This window comes from Paracoccus versutus (assembly GCF_000763885.1).
Lineage (GTDB): Bacteria > Pseudomonadota > Alphaproteobacteria > Rhodobacterales > Rhodobacteraceae > Paracoccus > Paracoccus versutus.
The window spans coordinates 1-17956 of record NZ_JRKO01000012.1 but is presented as its reverse complement, the minus strand read 5'-3'; the positions used below and the strand labels follow the sequence as shown (position 1 = coordinate 17956).

Sequence of the window (17956 nt, the reverse complement as noted above, 5' to 3'; positions counted from 1 at the left end):
TGAAATAAGTTTAGACATAGAACGACCGAGAAATCAATCCGGGATGCGATCCGATGCAGCTTCTCCACCACGCCCAGCTTGTCACGATGGACGAAGAATCAGGTGGTTACGGCCTGATCGAGCAGGGGGCGCTGGTGATCGAGGCCGGGCGAATCGCTTGGATCGGCGCCGAATCGGATCTGCCCGCGCATTATGCCGATGCGACGCGGCATGACCTGGGCGGGCGGCTGGTGACGCCGGGGCTGATCGACTGCCACACCCATATCGTCTTCGGCGGCGACCGCGCCCGCGAGTTCGAGATGCGGCTGGAAGGCGCCTCGTATGAGGAAATCGCCCGCGCCGGCGGCGGCATCCTGTCGAGCGTCCGCGCCACCCGCGAGGCGGATGAAGAGGCGCTGCTGGCATCCGCCCTGCCGCGCGTCGATACGCTGCTGGCCGAGGGCGTGACCACGCTGGAGATCAAGTCGGGCTACGGGCTGGACGTGGACAGCGAGCTGAAGATGCTGCGCGTCGCCCGCCGCATCGGGCAGGCGCGTCCCGTGACGGTTCGCACGACCTGGCTGGCCGCCCATGCCTTGCCGCCGGAATATAAGGACGACCGCGCGGGCTATATCCGCGAGGTGGTGGTCGCCGGGATGCGGCGCGGCCATGCCGAGGGGCTGATCGACGCGGTGGACGGGTTCTGCGAGGGCATCGCGTTCACGCGCGAGGAAATGGCCGGCATCTTCGACCATGCGGCCGGGCTGGGCCTGCCGGTCAAGCTGCATGCCGAGCAGCTTTCCGACCTGGGCGGCGCGGCCATGGCGGCGCGGCACGGGGCGCTCTCGGCGGATCACCTGGAATATCTGGGCCAGGACGGGATCGAGGCCATGGCGGCCGCGGGCACCGTGGCGGTGCTGCTGCCCGGCGCCTTCTATACGCTGCGCGAGACGCAATATCCGCCGATGGGTGCCTTGCGCGAGGCCGGCGTGCCGATCGCGCTGGCCACGGATTGCAACCCCGGCACCTCGCCGCTGACCTCGCTTCTGCTGACCATGAACATGGGCGCGACGCTGTTTCGCATGACGCCCTCGGAATGCCTGGCCGGCGTCACGCGCCACGCCGCCCGCGCGCTGGGCCTGGCGGATCGCGGCCGGCTGGCACCCGGCATGCGCGCCGATCTGGCGGTCTGGGACATCCGCCACCCGGCCGAGCTGACCTATCGCATCGGCTTCAACCCCCTTCATGCCCGCATCGTCGGAGGCGAATTTGTCTGAACTGATCCTTACCCCCGGTGAAACCACCCTGGCCGAGCTTGAGCAGGTCTGGCGCAAGGGCCTGGCCGTGCGCCTGGCCGACAGCGCCCGTCCCGGCATCGCCGAATCCGCCGCCCGCATCGCCGCCGCCGCCAATGGCGAGGCGCCGGTCTATGGCGTGAACACCGGCTTCGGCAAGCTTGCCTCGATCAAGATCGCGGCGCGGGATACCGCCACGCTGCAACGCAACCTGATCCTGTCGCATTGCTGCGGCGTGGGCGAGTCGGTCGAGCCGGAAACCGTGCGCCTGATCATGGTGCTGAAGCTTCTGTCGCTGGGCCGCGGCGCCTCGGGCGTGCGTCCCGAGGTGACCCAGCTGATCGAGGACATGCTGGCGCGCGGCGTGTTGCCGGTGATCCCGGCGCAGGGATCGGTCGGCGCCTCGGGCGACCTGGCGCCCTTGGCGCATATGGCCGCCGCCATGCTGGGCGAGGGTCGGGCGGTTTATGACGGCCGCGAGATGCCCTCGGCCGAGGCGCTGGCGGCCGCGGGGCTTTCGCCCGTGGTGCTGGCCGCCAAGGAGGGGCTGGCGCTGATCAACGGCACCCAGGTCTCGACCGCCTTCGCCTTGGCGGGGCTTTTCGAGGCTTTTGCCAGTGCCCGCGCGGCGCTGGTCACGTCTTCGCTTTCGACCGATGCCATCATGGGCTCGACCGCGCCCTTCCTGGACGAGATCCATACCCTGCGCGGCCATCGCGGCCAGATCGCCGCCGCCCGTGCCATCCGGGCGCTGATGGAGGGGTCCGAGATCCGCGAAAGCCACCGGATCGGCGATACCCGCGTCCAGGATCCCTATTGCATCCGCTGCCAGCCGCAAGTGACGGGGGCCTGCATCGACCTGCTGTGGCAGGCCGCGCGCACGCTGGAGATCGAATCGAACGCCGCGACCGACAACCCGCTGGTGCTGGTCGGGGCCGACCGCATCGTCTCGGGCGGGAATTTCCATGCCGAGCCGGTGGCCTTCGCCGCCGACCAGATCGCGCTGGCCATCGCCGAGATCGGCGCCATTTCCCAGCGCCGCATCGCGCTGATGGTCGATCCGGCGCTGAGCCATGACCTGCCGCCCTTCCTGACCCCCGATCCGGGGCTGAACTCGGGGCTGATGATCGCGGAAGTGACCAGCGCGGCGCTGATGAGCGAGAACAAGCACCTGGCGACGCCGTGCAGCACCGATTCGACGCCGACCTCGGCCAACCAGGAGGATCACGTCTCCATGGCCGCGCATGGCGCGCGGCGGCTGAAGCGGATGAACGCGAACCTGGCGCAGATCCTGGGCATCGAGGCGCTTTGCGCCAGCGCGGGCGTCGAGTTCCGCGCGCCGCTGGCGACCTCGGCCCCGTTGCAGGCGGTGATCGCCGCGCTGCGCCAGACGGTGCCGGCGCTGGAACAGGACCGCTACCTTGCCCCCGACCTGGCCGAATCCGCCCGGCTGGTGCGCGAGGGCGTGCTGGTCGGCGCCGTCCCCGCCAGCCTGCTGGACGAGGTGCGGCCGTGAACCCCGTCGAAGTCGCGCAGGGCGACAGCCCGGTCATCCTGGGCCTGCCGCATACCGGAACCTGGCTGCCCGACGACATCCGCGCCCGGCTGAACCCGCGCGGGCAGGTGCTGGCCGATACCGACTGGCATATTCATCGGCTCTATGACGGGCTTCTGCCCGGCGCGACCACGGTGCGCGCGACCTTCCACCGCTATGTCATCGACGCCAATCGCGGGCCGGACGACGCGAGCCTCTATCCCGGCCAGAACACCACCGGACTGGTGCCGCTGACCGATTTCGACGGCGAGCCGATCTGGGAAACCGAACCCGCGGCCGAGGACATCGCCGAGCGCAAGGCGCGTTTCCACGCCCCCTATCACGCGGCGCTGGCCGCCGAGATCGAACGGGTGCGGGCGCGTCACGGGGTGGCGATCCTTTACGACTGCCACTCGATCCGCTCGGTGATCCCGTTCCTGTTCGACGGCGTGCTGCCGGATTTCAACATCGGCACCAACGGCGGGCGCTCCTGCGCGCCGGCCATCGAGGCCGCCACGCAGGAGGTCGCAGCCGCGACGGGCCGGACCCATGTTCTGAACGGGCGCTTCAAGGGCGGCTGGACGACGCGGCATTACGGCCAGCCCGGACAGGGCGTCCACGCGATCCAGATGGAACTGGCGCAGGCGACGCATCTGGAGACCGAGGCCCCGCCCTTTGCCTATGACGAGGCCAAGGCCGAAACCCTGCGCGCGACGCTGAAGGCGATCCTGGAGCGCCTTGCCGCGCTGGCGCCGGAGTTGCGGGCATGAAGCCGCTGCAAGGCATCAGGGTGCTGGACCTGTCCCGCGTGCTGGCGGGGCCCTATTGCACCGCGCTTCTGGCCGACCTGGGGGCCGAGGTCATCAAGCTGGAGCCTCCCGCTGGCGACGACTACCGCCATATCGGCCCGTTCAAGGACGGCGAAAGCGCGCTTTTCACGCTGAACAACCGCGGCAAGCAGAGCCTGGTCCTGGACCTGAAGGATCCCGCCGACCTGGCGCTGGCCAAGGCCATCGCCGCGCGCGTCGACGTGGTGGTCGAGAACTTCCGCCCCGGCGTCGCCGCCCGCCTGGGCCTGGGGGCCGAGGCGCTGCGGGCGGAAAATCCGCGGCTGGTCTATTGCTCGATCTCGGGCTTCGGCCAGCAGGGGCCGTTCCGCGACCTGCCGGCCTATGACCTAGTGGTGCAGGCCATGTCCGGGCTGATGGCCGGCACCGGCGAGGAAGGCGGCGCGCCGCTGAAGACCGGCGAAAGCATGGCCGACCTGATCGCCGGCCTGTTCGGCAGCTGGGCGGTCATGGCGGCGCTGGTCAACCGCAACGCCACCGGGCAGGGCGCCACGCTGGACGTGGCCATGTATGACGCGCTGTTTTCCATGCTGACCACCAGCCATGCGCTGCATCTCTATGCCGGCCAGTTGCCGCAGCGGGTGGGCAACCGCCATCCCCTGTCCACCCCCTTCGGTTGCTTTGCGACGCAGGACGGGCAGGTGGTGATCGCGGTCCTGAACCCGCGCCAGTTCGCCACGCTCGCCACGCTGATCGGCGCGCCCGAGGCCGCCGGCGACCCGCGCTTTGCCAGCGACGAAAGCCGCACCGCGCATGAGCCGGACCTCAAGCGCCTGATCGAGAGCTGGTCGCGCCGGCTGACCACCGAGGAAGCCGTCGCCGCGCTGGCCGGCGCCGGGCTGCCTGCCGCGCCGATCTGGGACATCGCCCAGGCGGCGGGCAACGAGCATGCGCTGACGCGCGGGCTGGTCAGCCGCCTGCCGCATCCGGTGCTGGGGCTGGCGCCGACCGTCGGCCAGCCGGTGCGCTTCGATGCAGAGAAACCCGTGGCCGAGACCTCGGCCCCGCGCCTTGGCGGCGACCGCGCCGCCATCCTGCGCGCATTCGGATTGGAGGAGACCGCATGAGCGACGACTGGCGCATGCTGGCCGAGGAGGAACGGCTGTTCTGCGACGTGCTGGAGCGTATCTGCGCCGAGCGGATCGCGCCCAAGGCGGCGGAAACCGACGAGACCTCGGCTTTCGTCCACGACCAGCTTGCCGTGCTGGGCGAGGCCGGGATGATGGGCGCGAACCTGCCCGAGGAACATGGCGGCAGCGGCATTTCGGCCCCGGCGCTTTTGCGCGCGGTCGCCATCGTGGCGGGGGCCTGCGGCTCGACCGCCTCGGCGCTCACGGCGCATTACCTGGCGACCGATTCGATCCTGCTGGGCGGGACCGAGGCGCAGAAACAGGAATGGCTGCCGAAAGCCGCGGCGGGCGAGGCGCTGGGGGCCTTCGCCCTGACCGAGCCCACCGCCGGTTCCGACCCCGCCGACATGAAGACCCGCGCCCGCCGGACCGAGAGCGGCTGGCACCTGAAGGGCACGAAATGCTTCATCTCGAACGGCGGCGTGGCGGATTTCATCGTCGTCTATGCCGTGACCGATCCCGAGAAGGCGCATAGGGGCATCTCGGCCTTCATCCTGCCCAAGGGCACGCCGGGGCTGGAGCCGGGCGCGGCCGAGCGCACGATGGGGCTGAAGGGCGGGCATGTGTTCACCCTGAACCTCGACTGCCACCTGCCCGAGGGCGCGCTCTTGGGCGAAGAGGGCAGGGGCTTCCGCACCGCCATGCAGGTCCTGGACAACGGCCGCATCGAGGTCGCCGCGCAATGCCTGGGGCTGGCGAAAGCGGCGATGGACGCCGCCATCGCCTATGCCAAGGACCGCATGATCGGCGGTGAGCGGCTTTCCGACCGGCAGGGCATCCGCTGGATGATCGCCGACATGGGCTTGGCCTATCGCTCGGCCCTGCTGCTGTCGCAGGACGCGGCGCGGCAGCGCCAGCACGCCCATGACCACGGCGGGCGCTTCTCGCTGGCCTCCAGCATGGCCAAGCTTGCCGCCAGCGAGGCGGCGGGCCGGATCGCCGACACCGCGCTGCAGCTGCATGGCGGCTATGGCTACACCCGCGACTTCCCCATCGAGAGGATCGCCCGCGACCTGCGCATCATGCGCATCTACGAGGGCTCCTCGGAAATCCAACGCATCATCATTTCCGGCAACATGCTGGCCTGAACGGAGAGAGACATGGACAATCCCCGTCACAACACCCGCGACATCTTCCCGCCCACCGGAACCGAGATCACCGCGAAAAGCTGGCTGACCGAGGCGCCGATGCGGATGCTGATGAACAACCTGCATCCCGACGTGGCCGAGAACCCGCATGAGCTGGTGGTCTATGGCGGCATCGGCCGCGCCGCCCGCACCTGGAAGGATTTCGACCTGATCGTCGACGCGCTGCGCAAGCTGGAAACCGACGAGACCCTGCTGGTGCAGTCCGGCAAGCCCGTGGGCGTGTTCAAGACCCACAAGGACGCGCCCCGCGTGCTGATCGCCAACTCGAACCTTGTTCCCCATTGGGCGAACTGGGACCATTTCAACGAGCTGGATAAGAAGGGCCTGGCCATGTATGGCCAGATGACCGCAGGTTCCTGGATCTATATCGGGTCGCAGGGCATCGTGCAGGGCACCTACGAGACCTTCGTCGAGGCCGGGCGCCAGCATTACGGCGGCAACCTCAAGGGCAAGTGGATCCTGACCGCCGGGCTTGGCGGCATGGGCGGCGCCCAGCCGCTGGCCGCCGTCATGGCCGGGGCCTGCTGCCTGGCCGTCGAATGCGACGAGACCCGCGCCGATTTCCGCCTGCGCACCCGCTATGTCGACGAAAAGACCCATTCGCTCGATGAAGCGCTGGAGATGATCGACCGCTGGACCAAGGCCGGCGAGGCGAAATCCGTGGCGCTGATCGGCAATGCCGCCGATGTGTTCCCGGAACTGGTCAAGCGCGGCGTGCGCCCCGACATCGTGACCGACCAGACCAGCGCGCATGACCCGGTTCATGGCTATCTGCCGCTGGGCTGGACCGTGGCCGAATGGCGCGCGCGCCAGGAAACCGACCCCAAGGCCGTCGAACGCGCCGCCCGCGCATCCATGCGCAAGCAGGTCGAGGCGATGGTGGCCTTCCACGACCAGGGCATCCCGACCGTCGATTACGGCAACAACATCCGCCAGATGGCGCTGGAAGAGGGTTTCGAGCGCGCCTTCGCCTTCCCCGGCTTCGTGCCGGCCTATATCCGGCCGCTGTTCTGCAAGGGCATCGGCCCGTTCCGCTGGGCGGCGCTGTCGGGCGATCCCGAGGACATCTACAAGACCGACCAGAAGGTCAAGGAACTGGTGGACGACCCGCATCTGCACAACTGGCTGGACATGGCGCGCGAGCGCATCAGCTTCCAGGGCCTGCCGGCGCGGATCTGCTGGGTCGGCCTCGGCATCCGCCACAAGCTGGGCCTGGCCTTCAACGAGATGGTCCGCAACGGCGAGCTGAAGGCGCCCATCGTCATCGGCCGCGACCATCTCGACTCGGGCTCGGTCGCCTCGCCCAACCGCGAGACCGAGGCGATGCAGGACGGCTCGGACGCGGTTTCCGACTGGCCGCTGCTGAATGCGCTGCTGAACACCGCCTCGGGGGCGACCTGGGTGTCGCTGCACCATGGCGGCGGCGTGGGCATGGGCTTTTCGCAGCATTCCGGCATGGTGATCTGCTGCGACGGGACCGAGGACGCCGATGCGCGCCTGGCCCGCGTGCTGTGGAACGACCCGGCCACCGGCGTCATGCGTCATGCCGACGCTGGCTATCAGATCGCGCTGGACTGCGCGCGGGAGCACGGGTTGAATCTGCCCGCCATTCTCTGATCCATAGGCGCGGCGCCGCAACGCACCGGGCCGCGCCCCCTACCGTCCAACAAGGAGACAGACATGACCTTCCACACCAGCCTCAAGGCCGCGCTCTTCGGGCTTTCCGCGCTTGCGCTCGGCTCGGCGGCCTCGGCCGACCAGCTTGACGACATCAAGGCCGCCGGCAAGATCGTCACCGCGACCGACATGCACTATGCCCCCTTCGACATGCTGAACAACGGCACCTACGAGGGGATGACCAAGGACCTGTTCGACGAGGTCAGCAAGGAAATCGGCGTCGAGCCGGTCTATCAGGACATCCCCTGGACCGCCGAGCTGCCGGGCCTCGAGGTCGGCAAGTTCGACATCGTGATCGCGCCGGTCACGATCACCCCCGAGCGGCTGGAGCGCTATACCTTCACCCTGCCGATCGCCGATGCCACCGTCTCGCTGGTCCGCGCCGCCTCGAACACCGAGCTGGCCAAGCCCGAGGACATCAAGGGCAAGACCGTCGGCGTCCAGCAGGGGACCGCGCAGTTCCGCCAGCTGCAAGCCTATGGCGAAAGCCTGGGCGGCGTGAACGTCAAGGAATACGGCACCACGGACGAAGCCTATGCCGACCTGGCCGCGGGCCGTCTGGACGCGGTGGCGGGTTCGCTGCCGAACCTGACCTATCTGGTGAAGAACCGCCCCGAGACCTTCGCGCTGTTCGAGCCGGCCCAGTTCGGCCAGCCCACCTATTTCGCCTGGGTGCTGCGCAAGGAGGAAGGCAGCGAAAGCTTTGCCAAGGCCATCAACGACGCGCTGCTGAAGATGACCGATGACGGCCGCGTCAAGGCGATCCAGGAGAAATGGCTGGGCAGCTATACCGAACTGCCCCGTGAAGTCCCCGCGAACTAAGTCGCTGGCGGGCGGGGCCTGGTCCCGCCCGTTCCCCCAAGGGCCAAGGCGAGGCGCGCATGTTTTCGATCCCGGTCTTTCTTCAAAGTTTCGAGCCGCTGTTCTGGGCGGCCCGCTATACGCTGCTGATCTCGGGGCTCGGCATCGCGCTGGGGCTGGTGATCGGCACGCTGGTCTGCGCGGCGCGGCTGTCGCCCTATCCGGTCCTGCGCGGCTTTGGCGGGATCTGGGTCAGCTTCCTGCGCGGGGTGCCGCTGCTGGTGCAGCTGCTGGTGTTCTACTACACGCTGCCGGTGATCGGCATCGACGTGCCGGCGATCTTCGCGGCGGTCGTTACCGTGGGCATCTGCGCCAGCGCCTATATCTCGGAGATCTGGCGCGGCGCCATCGCGGCGCTGCCCAGGGGCCAGGCCGAGGCCGCCGTGGCCATCGGCATGACCCCGCGCGACGTCTGGATGCGGGTGATCCTGCCGCAGGCCTTCACCCTGTCGCTGCCGGCGCTGGTCAACGAGCTGATCCTGCTGGTCAAGGCCAGCTCGCTGGTCTCGGTCGTCGGCATCCTGGAACTGACCCGCGCCAGCCAGGCGCAGGCCGCGACCACCTTCCGCCCGCTGGAGGTCTATATCGCCGCCGCCTGCATCTACCTGGCGATCAACCTGTGCCTTGCGGCGCTGGGACGTTACCTTGAACACAGGACGGCCGTCTGATGGAATGGAGCATCCTTGAACAATACGGCCCCGCCCTGCTGAGGGGCTTCGGCGTCACCGTGCTGTGCTGGATCCTGGGCACCATCTTCGGCATGGCGCTGGGTCTGGTGATCGCGCTGATGCAGCGCTACGGGCCGCGCTGGCTGGGCTGGATCATCCAGGCCTATATCGAGGTGATCCGCGGCACGCCCTTCCTGGTGCAGCTGTTCGTGCTGTATTACGGCGGGCCGCTGGTCGGGCTGCGGCTGGACGCGCTGCCGGCGGGGCTTCTGGGCCTGACCATCTATGGCAGCCCCTATTTCGCCGAAATCTTCCGCTCGGGCTTTCGCGCCGTGCCGCATGGCCAGATCGAGGCCGCCCGCGCCATCGGCATGGCCGAGCCGACCATCGTGCGCCGCGTCCTGCTGCCGCTGGGCCTGGTCTCGGCGCTGCCGGCGCTGGTCAATTTCTCGATCATCCTGACCAAGGAGACGGTGATCCTGTCCATCATCACCGTGCCCGAGCTGATGTACCAGGTCAGCCGCATGTCCACCGAGACCTTCCGCTATCTCGAGGCGAACCTGGTGCTGGCGCTGTTCTTCTGGGCGCTGGTCGAGACCATCTCGCGCGTCGGCCGCCGGTTCGAGGCGCGCATCACCAAACACCTGATCGAAAGGACCTGAGCCGATGCAGGCTTCTGCCGTCGATATTCGCAAGGTCAACAAGTATTACGGCCCCTTCCATGCGCTGAAGGACGTGGACCTGGCGATCCCGCCTGGCAAGGTGACCTGCCTGATCGGGCCCTCGGGCTCGGGCAAGTCCACGCTGCTGCGCTGCATCAACTTCCTCGAGGAATACGATTCGGGCGAGATCCGCATCGACGGGCAGCTGATCGGCTACGAGGCGCCGGGACGAAAGATGTCGGGGCGCAAGCTGCGCGAGATGCGGCGCTCGATCGGCATGGTGTTCCAGCAGTTCAACCTGTGGCCGCACATGACGGCGCTGGGCAACGTGGCCGAGGGGCTGGTCCGGGTGCGCGGCCTGTCGAAAGCCGAGGCCCAGGCCCGCGCCGCCGAGGCGCTGGCCAAGGTCGGGCTGGCCGACAAGATGGGCAACCACCCCGCGCGCCTGTCGGGCGGCCAGCAGCAGCGCGTGGCCATTGCCCGCGCCATCGCCATGGAGCCGCGGCTGATGCTTTTCGACGAGCCGACCTCGGCGCTCGACCCCGAACTGGTGGGCGAGGTGCTGAACGTGATGAAGACGCTGGCCGGCGAGGGCATGACCATGGTGGTGGTCACGCATGAGATGGGCTTTGCCGCCCATGTCGCCGACCAGGTCGCCTTCATGGAAAAGGGCGAGCTTGTCGGCGTGGACAGCCCCGGCCGCATCCTGCACCACCCCGAGGATCCGCGCATCCAGGGCTTTCTGCGCACCTATCACGAACGCAACAGCTTCTGAGCGGGAGGGGGGCTTTGCCCCCACGCCGGGCCGGCCCCTCGACGGGGCCGGCCCGGCGTTCCCCCAGGATATTTGCACACGAAAGAAGCGCGCGGGCCGGGGCTTGCGGCCGGGCGGCTGCGGTTTATCTGAGACGGGTAGCAGCAAGGATGCCCCTCATGCCCCAACCCAAGCTTTTCGAGCCGATCGCCATCGGCGGCCGGACCCTTGCCAACCGGATCGTCGTCGCGCCCATGTGCATGTATTCGGCCGAGGACGGGCGGATGACCGACTGGCACCTGATCCACCTGGGCGCGCTGTCGCATTCCGGCGCGGCCATCCTGACCATCGAGGCCACCGCCGTCCTGCCCGAGGGCCGCATCTCTTATGCCGACGTCGGCCTGTGGGACGATGCGACCGAGGCGGCGATGGACCGGGTGCTGAAGGGCGTGCGCGCCTGGTCGGACATGCCCATCGCCATCCAGCTGGCCCATGCCGGGCGCAAGGCCTCGACCGCGAAGCCCTGGGAGGGCGGGGCGCAGATCGCGCCGGATGCGGCGCATGGCTGGCAGACCGTCTCGGCCTCGGACCTGGCCTTTGCCGAGGGCGAGAACCCGCCGCTGGCGCTGGACCGCGCCGGGCTGGCGCGGGTGCGCGACGCCTTTGCCCAGGCCGCGCGCCGCGCCCTGCGCCTGGGGATCGACGCGATCCAGATCCATGCCGCGCATGGCTATCTGCTGCACCAGTTCCTGTCGCCGCTGTCGAACCGGCGCGAGGACGACTATGGCGGCAGCCTGGAAAACCGCATGCGCTTTCCGCTGGAGGTCTTCGAGGCGGTGCGGGACGCGGTGCCGGCGGGCTATCCGGTCACGGTCCGCATCTCGGGCACCGATTGGGTCGAGGGCGGCTGGGACATCCAGGGCAGCATCGCCTTTTCCCAGGCGCTCGAGGCGCGGGGCTGCGCGGCGATCCATGTCAGCAGCGGCGGGCTGGACCGGCGCCAGCAGATCCCCGTCGGTCCCGGCTACCAAGTGCCCCTGGCGCGGGCGGTCAGGCAGGCGGTCGGCATCCCGGTCATCGCCGTCGGCCTGATCACCGAGCCCGAGCAGGCCGAGGCCATCGTCGCCACCGGCGATGCCGACATGGTCGCGCTGGCCCGCACGGTGCTTTACGATCCGCGCTGGCCCTGGCATGCGGCGGCCAGGCTGGGCGCCAGCGTCTCGGCGCCGCCGCAGTTCTGGCGCAGCCAGCCCTCGGGGCTGCGGGATCTGTTCCGCAAATAGCCGGCCCGCGCCGGGCGCCGGCATGGCGGCGGGGGCTCAGACCGCCTTCGCCTCTTGCCGGTGCGGGTCGTGGAGGTCGAAGATCATCAGCCCGTCCTCGGGCACCTGCCGCTGGGTCCAGCGCGGATCGGCAAGCGAGCGTTCCGCGTCCTGCAGCCCGTCTCGCCAATGGTCCAGCATAGACAGGCGCGAGAATTCGTAGTCCTTGGACGCGCTTTCGTAATCGGCATGGCGATAGATCAGGTGCATCAGGCTGACCGGATGGGCCGGGCCGGATTCGATCAGCATGGCCAGGTCCGGGTCGTCGCGGAACGGGGCCGGCAGCCGCGCGTGCAGCCGCCGCGCCGCGCTGGCCAGCGCATGGCGGATGCGGAATTCGTCGGTGTTCAGCCGGGTGCGGCTGGAAAAGCGGATCTCGCGCTCGCGCTGCTCGACCTGGGCCATGGTGCGGGGCAGGATGTCGCGCGACGGGTAGAGGTCCACCTGGTAGATGCACAGCGGCCGGTCGCAGGGCTTGGCCAGCACGAATTGCAGCGGCGAGTTCGAGACCAGCCCGCCGTCCCAGTAGTGCCGCCCCTCGATCTCGACCGCGGGAAAGCCCGGCGGCAGCGCGCCCGAGGCCATGACGTGATCGACGGTGATCCGCGTCTCGCGGCTGTCGAAACAGGTGAAGTTGCCGGTCTCGACATCCACCGCGCCGATGGACAGGCGCGGGCCCTGGGCGTTGAGATAGTCGAAATCCACCAGGGCCAGCAGCGTATCGCGCAGGGGCGAGGTGTCATACCAGCTGGTCTGCCGCATCAGGCCGGGCAGGAAGGAAAACAGGTCCGGGATGCGCGGGCGGAAAAAGCCGGGCGCGCCCAGCATGGTGGACATGGTGGCGCGGCTTTCGTTGCAGACGGCGCGCATCTGTTCGTGCAGCGGCCCGCCCTCGAAGCACGAGCCCAGCAGCCAGGGCGCGCCCGTCACCTCTTCCCAGAAGCGGCGCAGCGCCTCCAGCCGCTGGCCGGGGCGGTTGCCGGCGATCAGCGCCGCGTTGATCGATCCGATCGAGATGCCCGCCAGCCATTCCGGTTCCTGCCCGGCGCGGCAAAGTGCCTCATATGCGCCGGCCTGGAACGCCCCCAGCGCGCCGCCGCCCTGGAGGACGAAGACGATCTTCTCGGTAACTTCCCCGGTTCTGTCCTTCATCTGCCCCCTCGAATCCTGTGGTTCGGTCCCGTCGCGCCATGGCCGGGGATGGAAAATTTCCATAATGCCGCGGGAAACGAAAGAAAAAAACGCAAAAAATCGCGTAAAAAAGCGCGAGTGACGTTGCGTCTTGCGCAATTTCCGCCTGGGTGATTGTCACGGCCGCGCCAGCCGATATATTGGGGCATGACACAGCCGGAGCCAGCCGCCGACAAGCGCATGATCGACGACCCTTCCGACAGGCGCGGCCTGCTGCGCCCCGCTGCTTCCCGGCATCCCCCTGACCCGAGCGAGCCCCTTTGATGTGGATCGAAGTCCTTGTCGTCCTTGTCCTGACCCTGCTCAACGGGCTTCTGGCCATGTCTGAACTGGCCATCGTCTCGGCCCGGCCGGCGCGGCTGAAAGTCCTGGCCGAACGCGGCGACCGGGCCGCTGCCACCGCGCTGGCGCTGGGGGAGGAGCCGGGGCGGTTCCTGTCCTCGGTCCAGATCGGCATCACGCTGGTCGGCATCCTGTCGGGCGCCTTTTCCGGCGCGACGCTGGGCGCGCGGCTGGCGGCGGCGCTGCCGGGCTGGGGAGTGCCGCCCTCGCTGGCGCAGCCCCTGGGCATGGGCGGCGTGGTCGTGGCCATCACCTACCTGTCGCTGATCGTGGGCGAGCTGGTGCCCAAGCAGCTGGCGCTGAAGGCGCCCGAGCGCGTCGCCGTTCGGATGGCGCCCCTGATGCTGGCCATCTCGCGCGGGGCGGCGCCGCTGGTCTGGCTGCTGGACCGTTCGGGCAAGCTGGTCCTGGCCGCGCTGGGGCAATCGGGCGAGGACCGGCAGACCATCAGCGACGAAGAGATCAAGCTGGTGATCTCGGAGGCCGAGACCGCGGGCGTCATGCACCGCGCCGAGACCGAGATGATCGCCGGCGTCATGCGCATCGCCGACCGCAGCGCGCGCGGGCTGATGACGCCCCGGCGCGAGATCGAGGCGGTCGATGTCGGCGACAGCTGGGAAGAGATGGCGCGCAAGTTCCGCGACGGCCGCCGCACCCGCCTGCCGGTCAGCGACGGCGACCCGAACAACCTGATCGGCGTGATCGCCAGCGTGGACCTGATGTCGCAAAGTCGCGCCGAGGCGGTGGACCTGCGCCAGGTGATGCAGCCCGCCCCGATCATCCCCGAGACCATGGACGCGCCCGAGGTCATCGCGCGCCTGCGCGCCGCGCCGGGGCAGATGCTGCTGGTCTATGACGAATACGGCCATTTCGAGGGCGTGGTGACGCCGATGGACGTGCTGGAGGCGATCACCGGCGAGTTCGCCGGCCTCGACGACGACGAGCCGAAGCTGGTCGAGCGCGACGACGGCAGCCTGCTGGTCGCAGGCTGGATGCCGGTCGACGAATTCGCCGACCGGCTTTCGGTCTCGCTGGACGAGGATCGCGACTATTCCACCGTCGCCGGGCTGGTGCTGGACCTGGCCGGCCGGCTGCCGCAGGCGGGCGACCGCGTGGATTGGCAGGGCTGGCGCATCGAGGTGGTGGACATGGACCATCGCCGCATCGACAAGCTGCTGGTCCAGCGCCTGCCGGGCTGATCCGCAGGGCCGCGCCGGCGGGCGGGAAAGAACGCTTGTGATTTCCCGCGGGTTTGATAACGCTTGGTTATGAACTTCACCCTGCGCCAGATCACCTATTTCCTTGCCGTCGCCCGGCTGGGCCATTTCGGCCGCGCGGCCGAGACGGTGCATGTCTCGCAGCCGGGCCTGTCCAGCCAGATCGCCCAGCTCGAGGCGCGGCTGGGCGGGGCGCTGTTCGAACGCGGCGCCGGCGCGGGGCCGGTGCGGCTGACCGCATTGGGTGAGCGGCTGTTGCCGGTGGCGCAGGAGCTGATGGATACCGCCAAGCGGCTGGAGGCGCTGGCGCGGGCGGGGCGGCTGCCCTTGTCGGGGCGGCTGCGGCTGGCGATCATTCCCACGGTCGCGCCCTATCTGATCCCGCACCTGGTGCCGGCGTTGCGTGCCAGCCATCCGATGCTGAACCTGGAATTGCACGAGATCGCGACGGACGAGGTGGTCTCGGGCGTGCTGAGCCACCGTTTCGATGCCGGGATCATGGCCCTGCCGGTCAACGAGCCGGGGATCGAGGCCGAGACGGTCTTGCGCGACGCCTTCCTGGTCGCGCTGTCGGGCAGCGACACCACGCTGCTGTCCGGCCCGGCCCGGCCCGAAAGCATCGAGGCGGACCGCCTGCTGCTGCTGGCCGACGGCCATTGCCTGCGCGACCAGGCGCTGGAGGTCTGCGGGCTGCGCAGCCCGCGGCGCAAGCTGAACCTGGAAGCGGCCTCGATGACGACGCTGATGCGGATGGTGGCCAGCGGCATGGGCATGACGCTGATCCCGCGGCTGGCCCTGGCGGACGAGAACCGCGACGGCCGGCTGCGCATCGTGCCCTTTACCGAGCCGGCGCCCTCGCGCGATCTGGCCGTGGTCTGGCGCCGCAATGCCGAGGCCGGAGCGGATGCCCGGGCCCTGGCCCAGGTGGTGCGCGATCTGGCCCCGGTTCTGGGGGTCGAGCCGATCCCCCGCCCGGTGCCGGATCCGGCGCCCGATGCGCCGGCCCGCAAAAGGATCAGCGCAGCACGATCTTGACCGGCAGCACCAGCGCGGTGGTCTTGCCCGAGGGCGGCGCCGGCAGGCGCGGCATCCGCGAGGCCTGGCGGTTCAGCGCAGAATCGATCCTGGCATCCCCGGTCGAGCTTGCCAGCGACGCCCCGGCCACGCGACCGCTGGGATCGACGCTGAAGCGCACGGTCACGGTCATGGTGTCGCCGCGCCCGTTGAAGCGGGTGCGCTGCATGTGGCGCGCCACCGCGGCCTGCACCTTGGACTGCCAGCTGGCCACCTGCCGCGGGCTGGGCGTGCCGGCCTGCGCCTGGGGTGCGGCGGTGCGGTCGGATTGCGGCGCCCGGACCCTGGTCGTGGCCTGGCGGGCCGGCTGCTCCTCCGGGGCCTTTTCCTTTTTCTCGCGCTTCTTGGGCTCGGGCTGCTTTTCGACGACCTTCCGCTCGGGCTCCGGCTCGGGGTCGGGACGCTCGGGCGGGCGTTCGGATTTCTGCAGCACCACCGCATCGGGCGGCGGCGGGAACAGCGAGTTCATGTCCGCCAGCGGTTCCAGTTCCTGAAGCGGCGGCATGGCGAGTTCCGGTTCGGGCTCCGGCTCCGGTTCGGGCTCGGGTTCCGGTTCGGCCTCGGTCATTTCCGGGGTCTCGGCCTCGTCCGGCGGGGCGGCCGCCTCGGGCATCGGTGCCAGCTCGACATAGACCGGGTCGGGCAGGCCGGGGGGCGCGGCGGCTTCGGCGCGTTGCAGGATCCACAGCGCGCCGCCCATATGCGCGGCCAGGGCCACCGCTGCGGCGGTGCCCCATAGCGCGCTGTCGCGCAGGGCCGGGGAAGGCTTCCAACTCATGGCGTGGGGGCTCCTCCGCTTGACGGGGTCGAGGCGGTTTGCTGGGCCGGCGCTGCGGCGGGTGCTGCCGCGGGGGCATCAAGCTCGGCATCGGCGGGCTGGGCGGCGGGCGCCACCCCCCCGCCGGTGGTTTCAAGCCCGACCAGAGCGATCTTGAGATAGCCGGTTTCGCGCAGGGTGTTCATGACGCCCATCAGGTCGCCATAGGACACCTCCCTGTCGGCGCGCAGGAAGATGCGCTCCTCGCGGTTGTTCTGGGTCGCGGCGGCCAGCGCCGTGGCCAGCCCGCCGGCCGGCACGTCCTCGTTGCCCAGGGCAAGCGTCAGGTCGGGCTTGACGGTGATATAGACCGGCTGGTCGGGGCGCTGCGCCGGGGTCGCGTTCGAGACCGGCAGGTCCACGTTCACATCCACCGTCGCCAGCGGCGCCGCCACCATGAAGATGATCAGCAGCACCAGCATCACGTCGATGAAGGGCGTGACGTTGATCTCGTGGTTCTCGACCAGATCGTCGCCTTGGGTTTCGCGGATGCCGCCGGCCATGGCTCAGACCTCCGTGCGCGAGACGGTGCCGCGGAAGTCGAGGTCGCGGCTGACCAGGCGCTTGACCCCGGCCGCGGCATTGGCGAGCCGCAGGCGGTAGCCGGTGATGGCGCGGGCGAAGACGTTGTAGATGACCACGGCCGGGATGGCCGCGACCAGGCCGATGGCGGTGGCCAGCAGCGCCTCGGCGATGCCCGGCGCCACGACGGCAAGGTTGGTGGTCTGCGCCTGCGAGATGCCGATGAAGCTGTTCATGATGCCCCAGACGGTGCCGAACAGGCCGACGAAGGGCGCGGTCGAGCCGATGGTGGCCAGAACGCCGGTGCCCCGGCTCATGCGGCGGCCGGCGATGGCCTCGATCCGGTCCAGATGCGAATCGACGCGCTCCTTGACGCCCGAGTCGCCGGCCTGGTCCAGCGCCGGGGCCGAGCGGTCGTATTCGGCGGCCGCGGCGCGGATCATGCGCGAGACCGGGTCGCGGCGGTTGCCGGCCGAAGCCAGCGCCGAGGGCAGGTTCGCCGCCGCTTCGACCCGGCGGATGCCGGATTGGGCGCGCTGCATGGCCCCCAGCAGTTCCAGCACCTTGGCGACCAGCACCGTCCAGGTCACGACCGAGGCGAAGGCCAGGCCGATCATCACCGCCTTCACCACCCAGTCGGCGGCAACGAACATGCCCATCGGCGACAGGTCGTGCGGCAGGTTCGGGTCGCGTTCCGGCGGGTTCAGCATCGGCGACAGCGCGTCCTGCACCGCCTGCGGCAGGATGCTGGAGCCGGCGGGTTCGGCCGCTTCGGGCGCGGAGGGGGCGGACACGAGCGGGCTGGAGGTGGCGGATGGGCTGTTCGGGTCCTATGGGGCGGAGCTGACCCGGCTGCGGGAAAGGATGGAGGCCGGCGAGACCGGCGAGTTGAAGGAATCCGGCAAGCTGGTGCGC

17 protein-coding genes are annotated in these 17956 nt (G+C 69.5%); 13 read left to right on the top strand and 4 right to left on the bottom strand.

Going from position 1 to position 17956, the window contains the following annotated elements; all coding sequences use genetic code 11:
- The first annotated feature begins 53 nt into the window (after nt 1-53).
- From hutI to IT40_RS06745, 11 genes are all read left to right on the top strand, one after another.
- Entirely contained in the window at nt 54-1256 is a 1203-nt protein-coding gene (gene hutI / locus IT40_RS06795) for an imidazolonepropionase (RefSeq protein WP_036752212.1), read from the top strand.
- A complete protein-coding gene (hutH, locus tag IT40_RS06790) occupies nt 1249-2790 on the top strand; it encodes a histidine ammonia-lyase (protein ID WP_036752209.1) in 1542 nt (513 codons plus the stop codon). The genes hutI and hutH overlap by 8 nt, the downstream gene beginning before the upstream one ends.
- Nucleotides 2787-3578, top strand: coding sequence for an N-formylglutamate deformylase (gene hutG, locus IT40_RS06785; protein WP_036752206.1), 792 nt, complete (start codon nt 2787-2789; stop codon nt 3576-3578). The genes hutH and hutG overlap by 4 nt, the downstream gene beginning before the upstream one ends.
- Entirely contained in the window at nt 3575-4723 is a 1149-nt protein-coding gene (locus tag IT40_RS06780) for a CaiB/BaiF CoA transferase family protein (RefSeq protein ID WP_036752203.1), read from the top strand. The genes hutG and IT40_RS06780 overlap by 4 nt, the downstream gene beginning before the upstream one ends.
- Nucleotides 4720-5874 (top strand): acyl-CoA dehydrogenase family protein, encoded by a 1155-nt coding sequence (locus tag IT40_RS06775; protein WP_036752200.1) that lies wholly within the window; start codon nt 4720-4722, stop codon nt 5872-5874. The genes IT40_RS06780 and IT40_RS06775 overlap by 4 nt, the downstream gene beginning before the upstream one ends.
- A gap of 12 nt (nt 5875-5886) precedes the next feature.
- Complete coding sequence (gene hutU, locus IT40_RS06770; RefSeq protein WP_036752197.1) at nt 5887-7551, top strand: urocanate hydratase; 1665 nt, start codon at nt 5887-5889, stop codon at nt 7549-7551.
- A 63-nt stretch (nt 7552-7614) separates the two neighbouring features.
- A complete protein-coding gene (locus IT40_RS06765) occupies nt 7615-8433 on the top strand; it encodes a transporter substrate-binding domain-containing protein (protein WP_036752194.1) in 819 nt (272 codons plus the stop codon).
- A 59-nt stretch (nt 8434-8492) separates the two neighbouring features.
- Nucleotides 8493-9140, top strand: coding sequence for an amino acid ABC transporter permease (locus IT40_RS06760; protein WP_036752191.1), 648 nt, complete (start codon nt 8493-8495; stop codon nt 9138-9140).
- Nucleotides 9140-9802: an amino acid ABC transporter permease gene (locus IT40_RS06755; RefSeq protein ID WP_036752188.1), complete on the top strand. Its 663-nt coding sequence runs from the start codon at nt 9140-9142 to the stop codon at nt 9800-9802. The genes IT40_RS06760 and IT40_RS06755 overlap by 1 nt, the downstream gene beginning before the upstream one ends.
- 4 nt (nt 9803-9806) lie before the next feature.
- Nucleotides 9807-10577, top strand: a complete 771-nt coding sequence (locus IT40_RS06750; RefSeq protein WP_036752185.1) for an amino acid ABC transporter ATP-binding protein — start codon at nt 9807-9809, stop codon at nt 10575-10577.
- A gap of 158 nt (nt 10578-10735) precedes the next feature.
- Complete coding sequence (locus tag IT40_RS06745) at nt 10736-11839, top strand: NADH:flavin oxidoreductase/NADH oxidase (protein WP_036752181.1); 1104 nt, start codon at nt 10736-10738, stop codon at nt 11837-11839.
- A gap of 36 nt (nt 11840-11875) precedes the next feature.
- Here IT40_RS06745 and IT40_RS06740 read toward each other — a convergent pair whose 3' ends face one another.
- On the bottom strand, nt 11876-13030 hold the full coding sequence (locus tag IT40_RS06740) for a DUF3734 domain-containing protein (protein WP_036752178.1): 1155 nt from the start codon (nt 13028-13030) through the stop codon (nt 11876-11878).
- A gap of 302 nt (nt 13031-13332) precedes the next feature.
- On the opposite strand from IT40_RS06740, the gene IT40_RS06735 reads away from it, so the two are divergent.
- Together IT40_RS06735 and IT40_RS06730 are read left to right on the top strand one after the other, a co-directional pair.
- Nucleotides 13333-14610 (top strand): hemolysin family protein, encoded by a 1278-nt coding sequence (locus IT40_RS06735; protein WP_036752176.1) that lies wholly within the window; start codon nt 13333-13335, stop codon nt 14608-14610.
- Nucleotides 14611-14679: 69 nt separating this feature from the next.
- Entirely contained in the window at nt 14680-15663 is a 984-nt protein-coding gene (locus tag IT40_RS06730; protein WP_036752173.1) for a hydrogen peroxide-inducible genes activator, read from the top strand.
- Here the strand turns inward: IT40_RS06730 and IT40_RS06725 are convergent.
- From IT40_RS06725 to exbB, 3 genes are read right to left on the bottom strand one after another with little or no spacing between them, the layout of a single operon-like run.
- Complete coding sequence (locus IT40_RS06725; RefSeq protein ID WP_036752170.1) at nt 15644-16480, bottom strand: energy transducer TonB family protein; 837 nt, start codon at nt 16478-16480, stop codon at nt 15644-15646. The genes IT40_RS06730 and IT40_RS06725 overlap by 20 nt on opposite strands.
- On the bottom strand, nt 16477-17022 hold the full coding sequence (exbD, locus tag IT40_RS06720) for a TonB system transport protein ExbD (protein WP_036752167.1): 546 nt from the start codon (nt 17020-17022) through the stop codon (nt 16477-16479). The genes IT40_RS06725 and exbD overlap by 4 nt, the downstream gene beginning before the upstream one ends.
- A 3-nt stretch (nt 17023-17025) precedes the next feature.
- Nucleotides 17026-17835 carry a tonB-system energizer ExbB gene (gene exbB, locus IT40_RS06715; RefSeq protein ID WP_244273998.1) on the bottom strand — a complete coding sequence of 270 codons (810 nt, stop codon included), beginning with the start codon at nt 17833-17835 and terminating at the stop codon, nt 17026-17028.
- Between the last annotated feature and the right edge of the window lie 121 nt (nt 17836-17956).

What these genes read in the sequence shown, in the direction of transcription:
- IT40_RS06745 (WP_036752181.1), top strand. Translation starts at nt 10,736, where the DNA reads ATGCCCCAACCCAAGCTTTTCGAGCCGATCGCCATCGGCGGCCGGACC.
- IT40_RS06740 (WP_036752178.1), bottom strand. Translation starts at nt 13,030, where the DNA reads ATGAAGGACAGAACCGGGGAAGTTACCGAGAAGATCGTCTTCGTCCTC.
- IT40_RS06765 (WP_036752194.1), top strand. Translation starts at nt 7,615, where the DNA reads ATGACCTTCCACACCAGCCTCAAGGCCGCGCTCTTCGGGCTTTCCGCG.
- hutU (WP_036752197.1), top strand. Translation starts at nt 5,887, where the DNA reads ATGGACAATCCCCGTCACAACACCCGCGACATCTTCCCGCCCACCGGA.
- IT40_RS06775 (WP_036752200.1), top strand. Translation starts at nt 4,720, where the DNA reads ATGAGCGACGACTGGCGCATGCTGGCCGAGGAGGAACGGCTGTTCTGC.
- IT40_RS06780 (WP_036752203.1), top strand. Translation starts at nt 3,575, where the DNA reads ATGAAGCCGCTGCAAGGCATCAGGGTGCTGGACCTGTCCCGCGTGCTG.
- IT40_RS06730 (WP_036752173.1), top strand. Translation starts at nt 14,680, where the DNA reads ATGAACTTCACCCTGCGCCAGATCACCTATTTCCTTGCCGTCGCCCGG.
- exbD (WP_036752167.1), bottom strand. Translation starts at nt 17,022, where the DNA reads ATGGCCGGCGGCATCCGCGAAACCCAAGGCGACGATCTGGTCGAGAAC.
- hutI (WP_036752212.1), top strand. Translation starts at nt 54, where the DNA reads ATGCAGCTTCTCCACCACGCCCAGCTTGTCACGATGGACGAAGAATCA.
- IT40_RS06760 (WP_036752191.1), top strand. Translation starts at nt 8,493, where the DNA reads ATGTTTTCGATCCCGGTCTTTCTTCAAAGTTTCGAGCCGCTGTTCTGG.
- IT40_RS06735 (WP_036752176.1), top strand. Translation starts at nt 13,333, where the DNA reads ATGTGGATCGAAGTCCTTGTCGTCCTTGTCCTGACCCTGCTCAACGGG.
- IT40_RS06725 (WP_036752170.1), bottom strand. Translation starts at nt 16,480, where the DNA reads ATGAGTTGGAAGCCTTCCCCGGCCCTGCGCGACAGCGCGCTATGGGGC.
- IT40_RS06755 (WP_036752188.1), top strand. Translation starts at nt 9,140, where the DNA reads ATGGAATGGAGCATCCTTGAACAATACGGCCCCGCCCTGCTGAGGGGC.
- IT40_RS06750 (WP_036752185.1), top strand. Translation starts at nt 9,807, where the DNA reads ATGCAGGCTTCTGCCGTCGATATTCGCAAGGTCAACAAGTATTACGGC.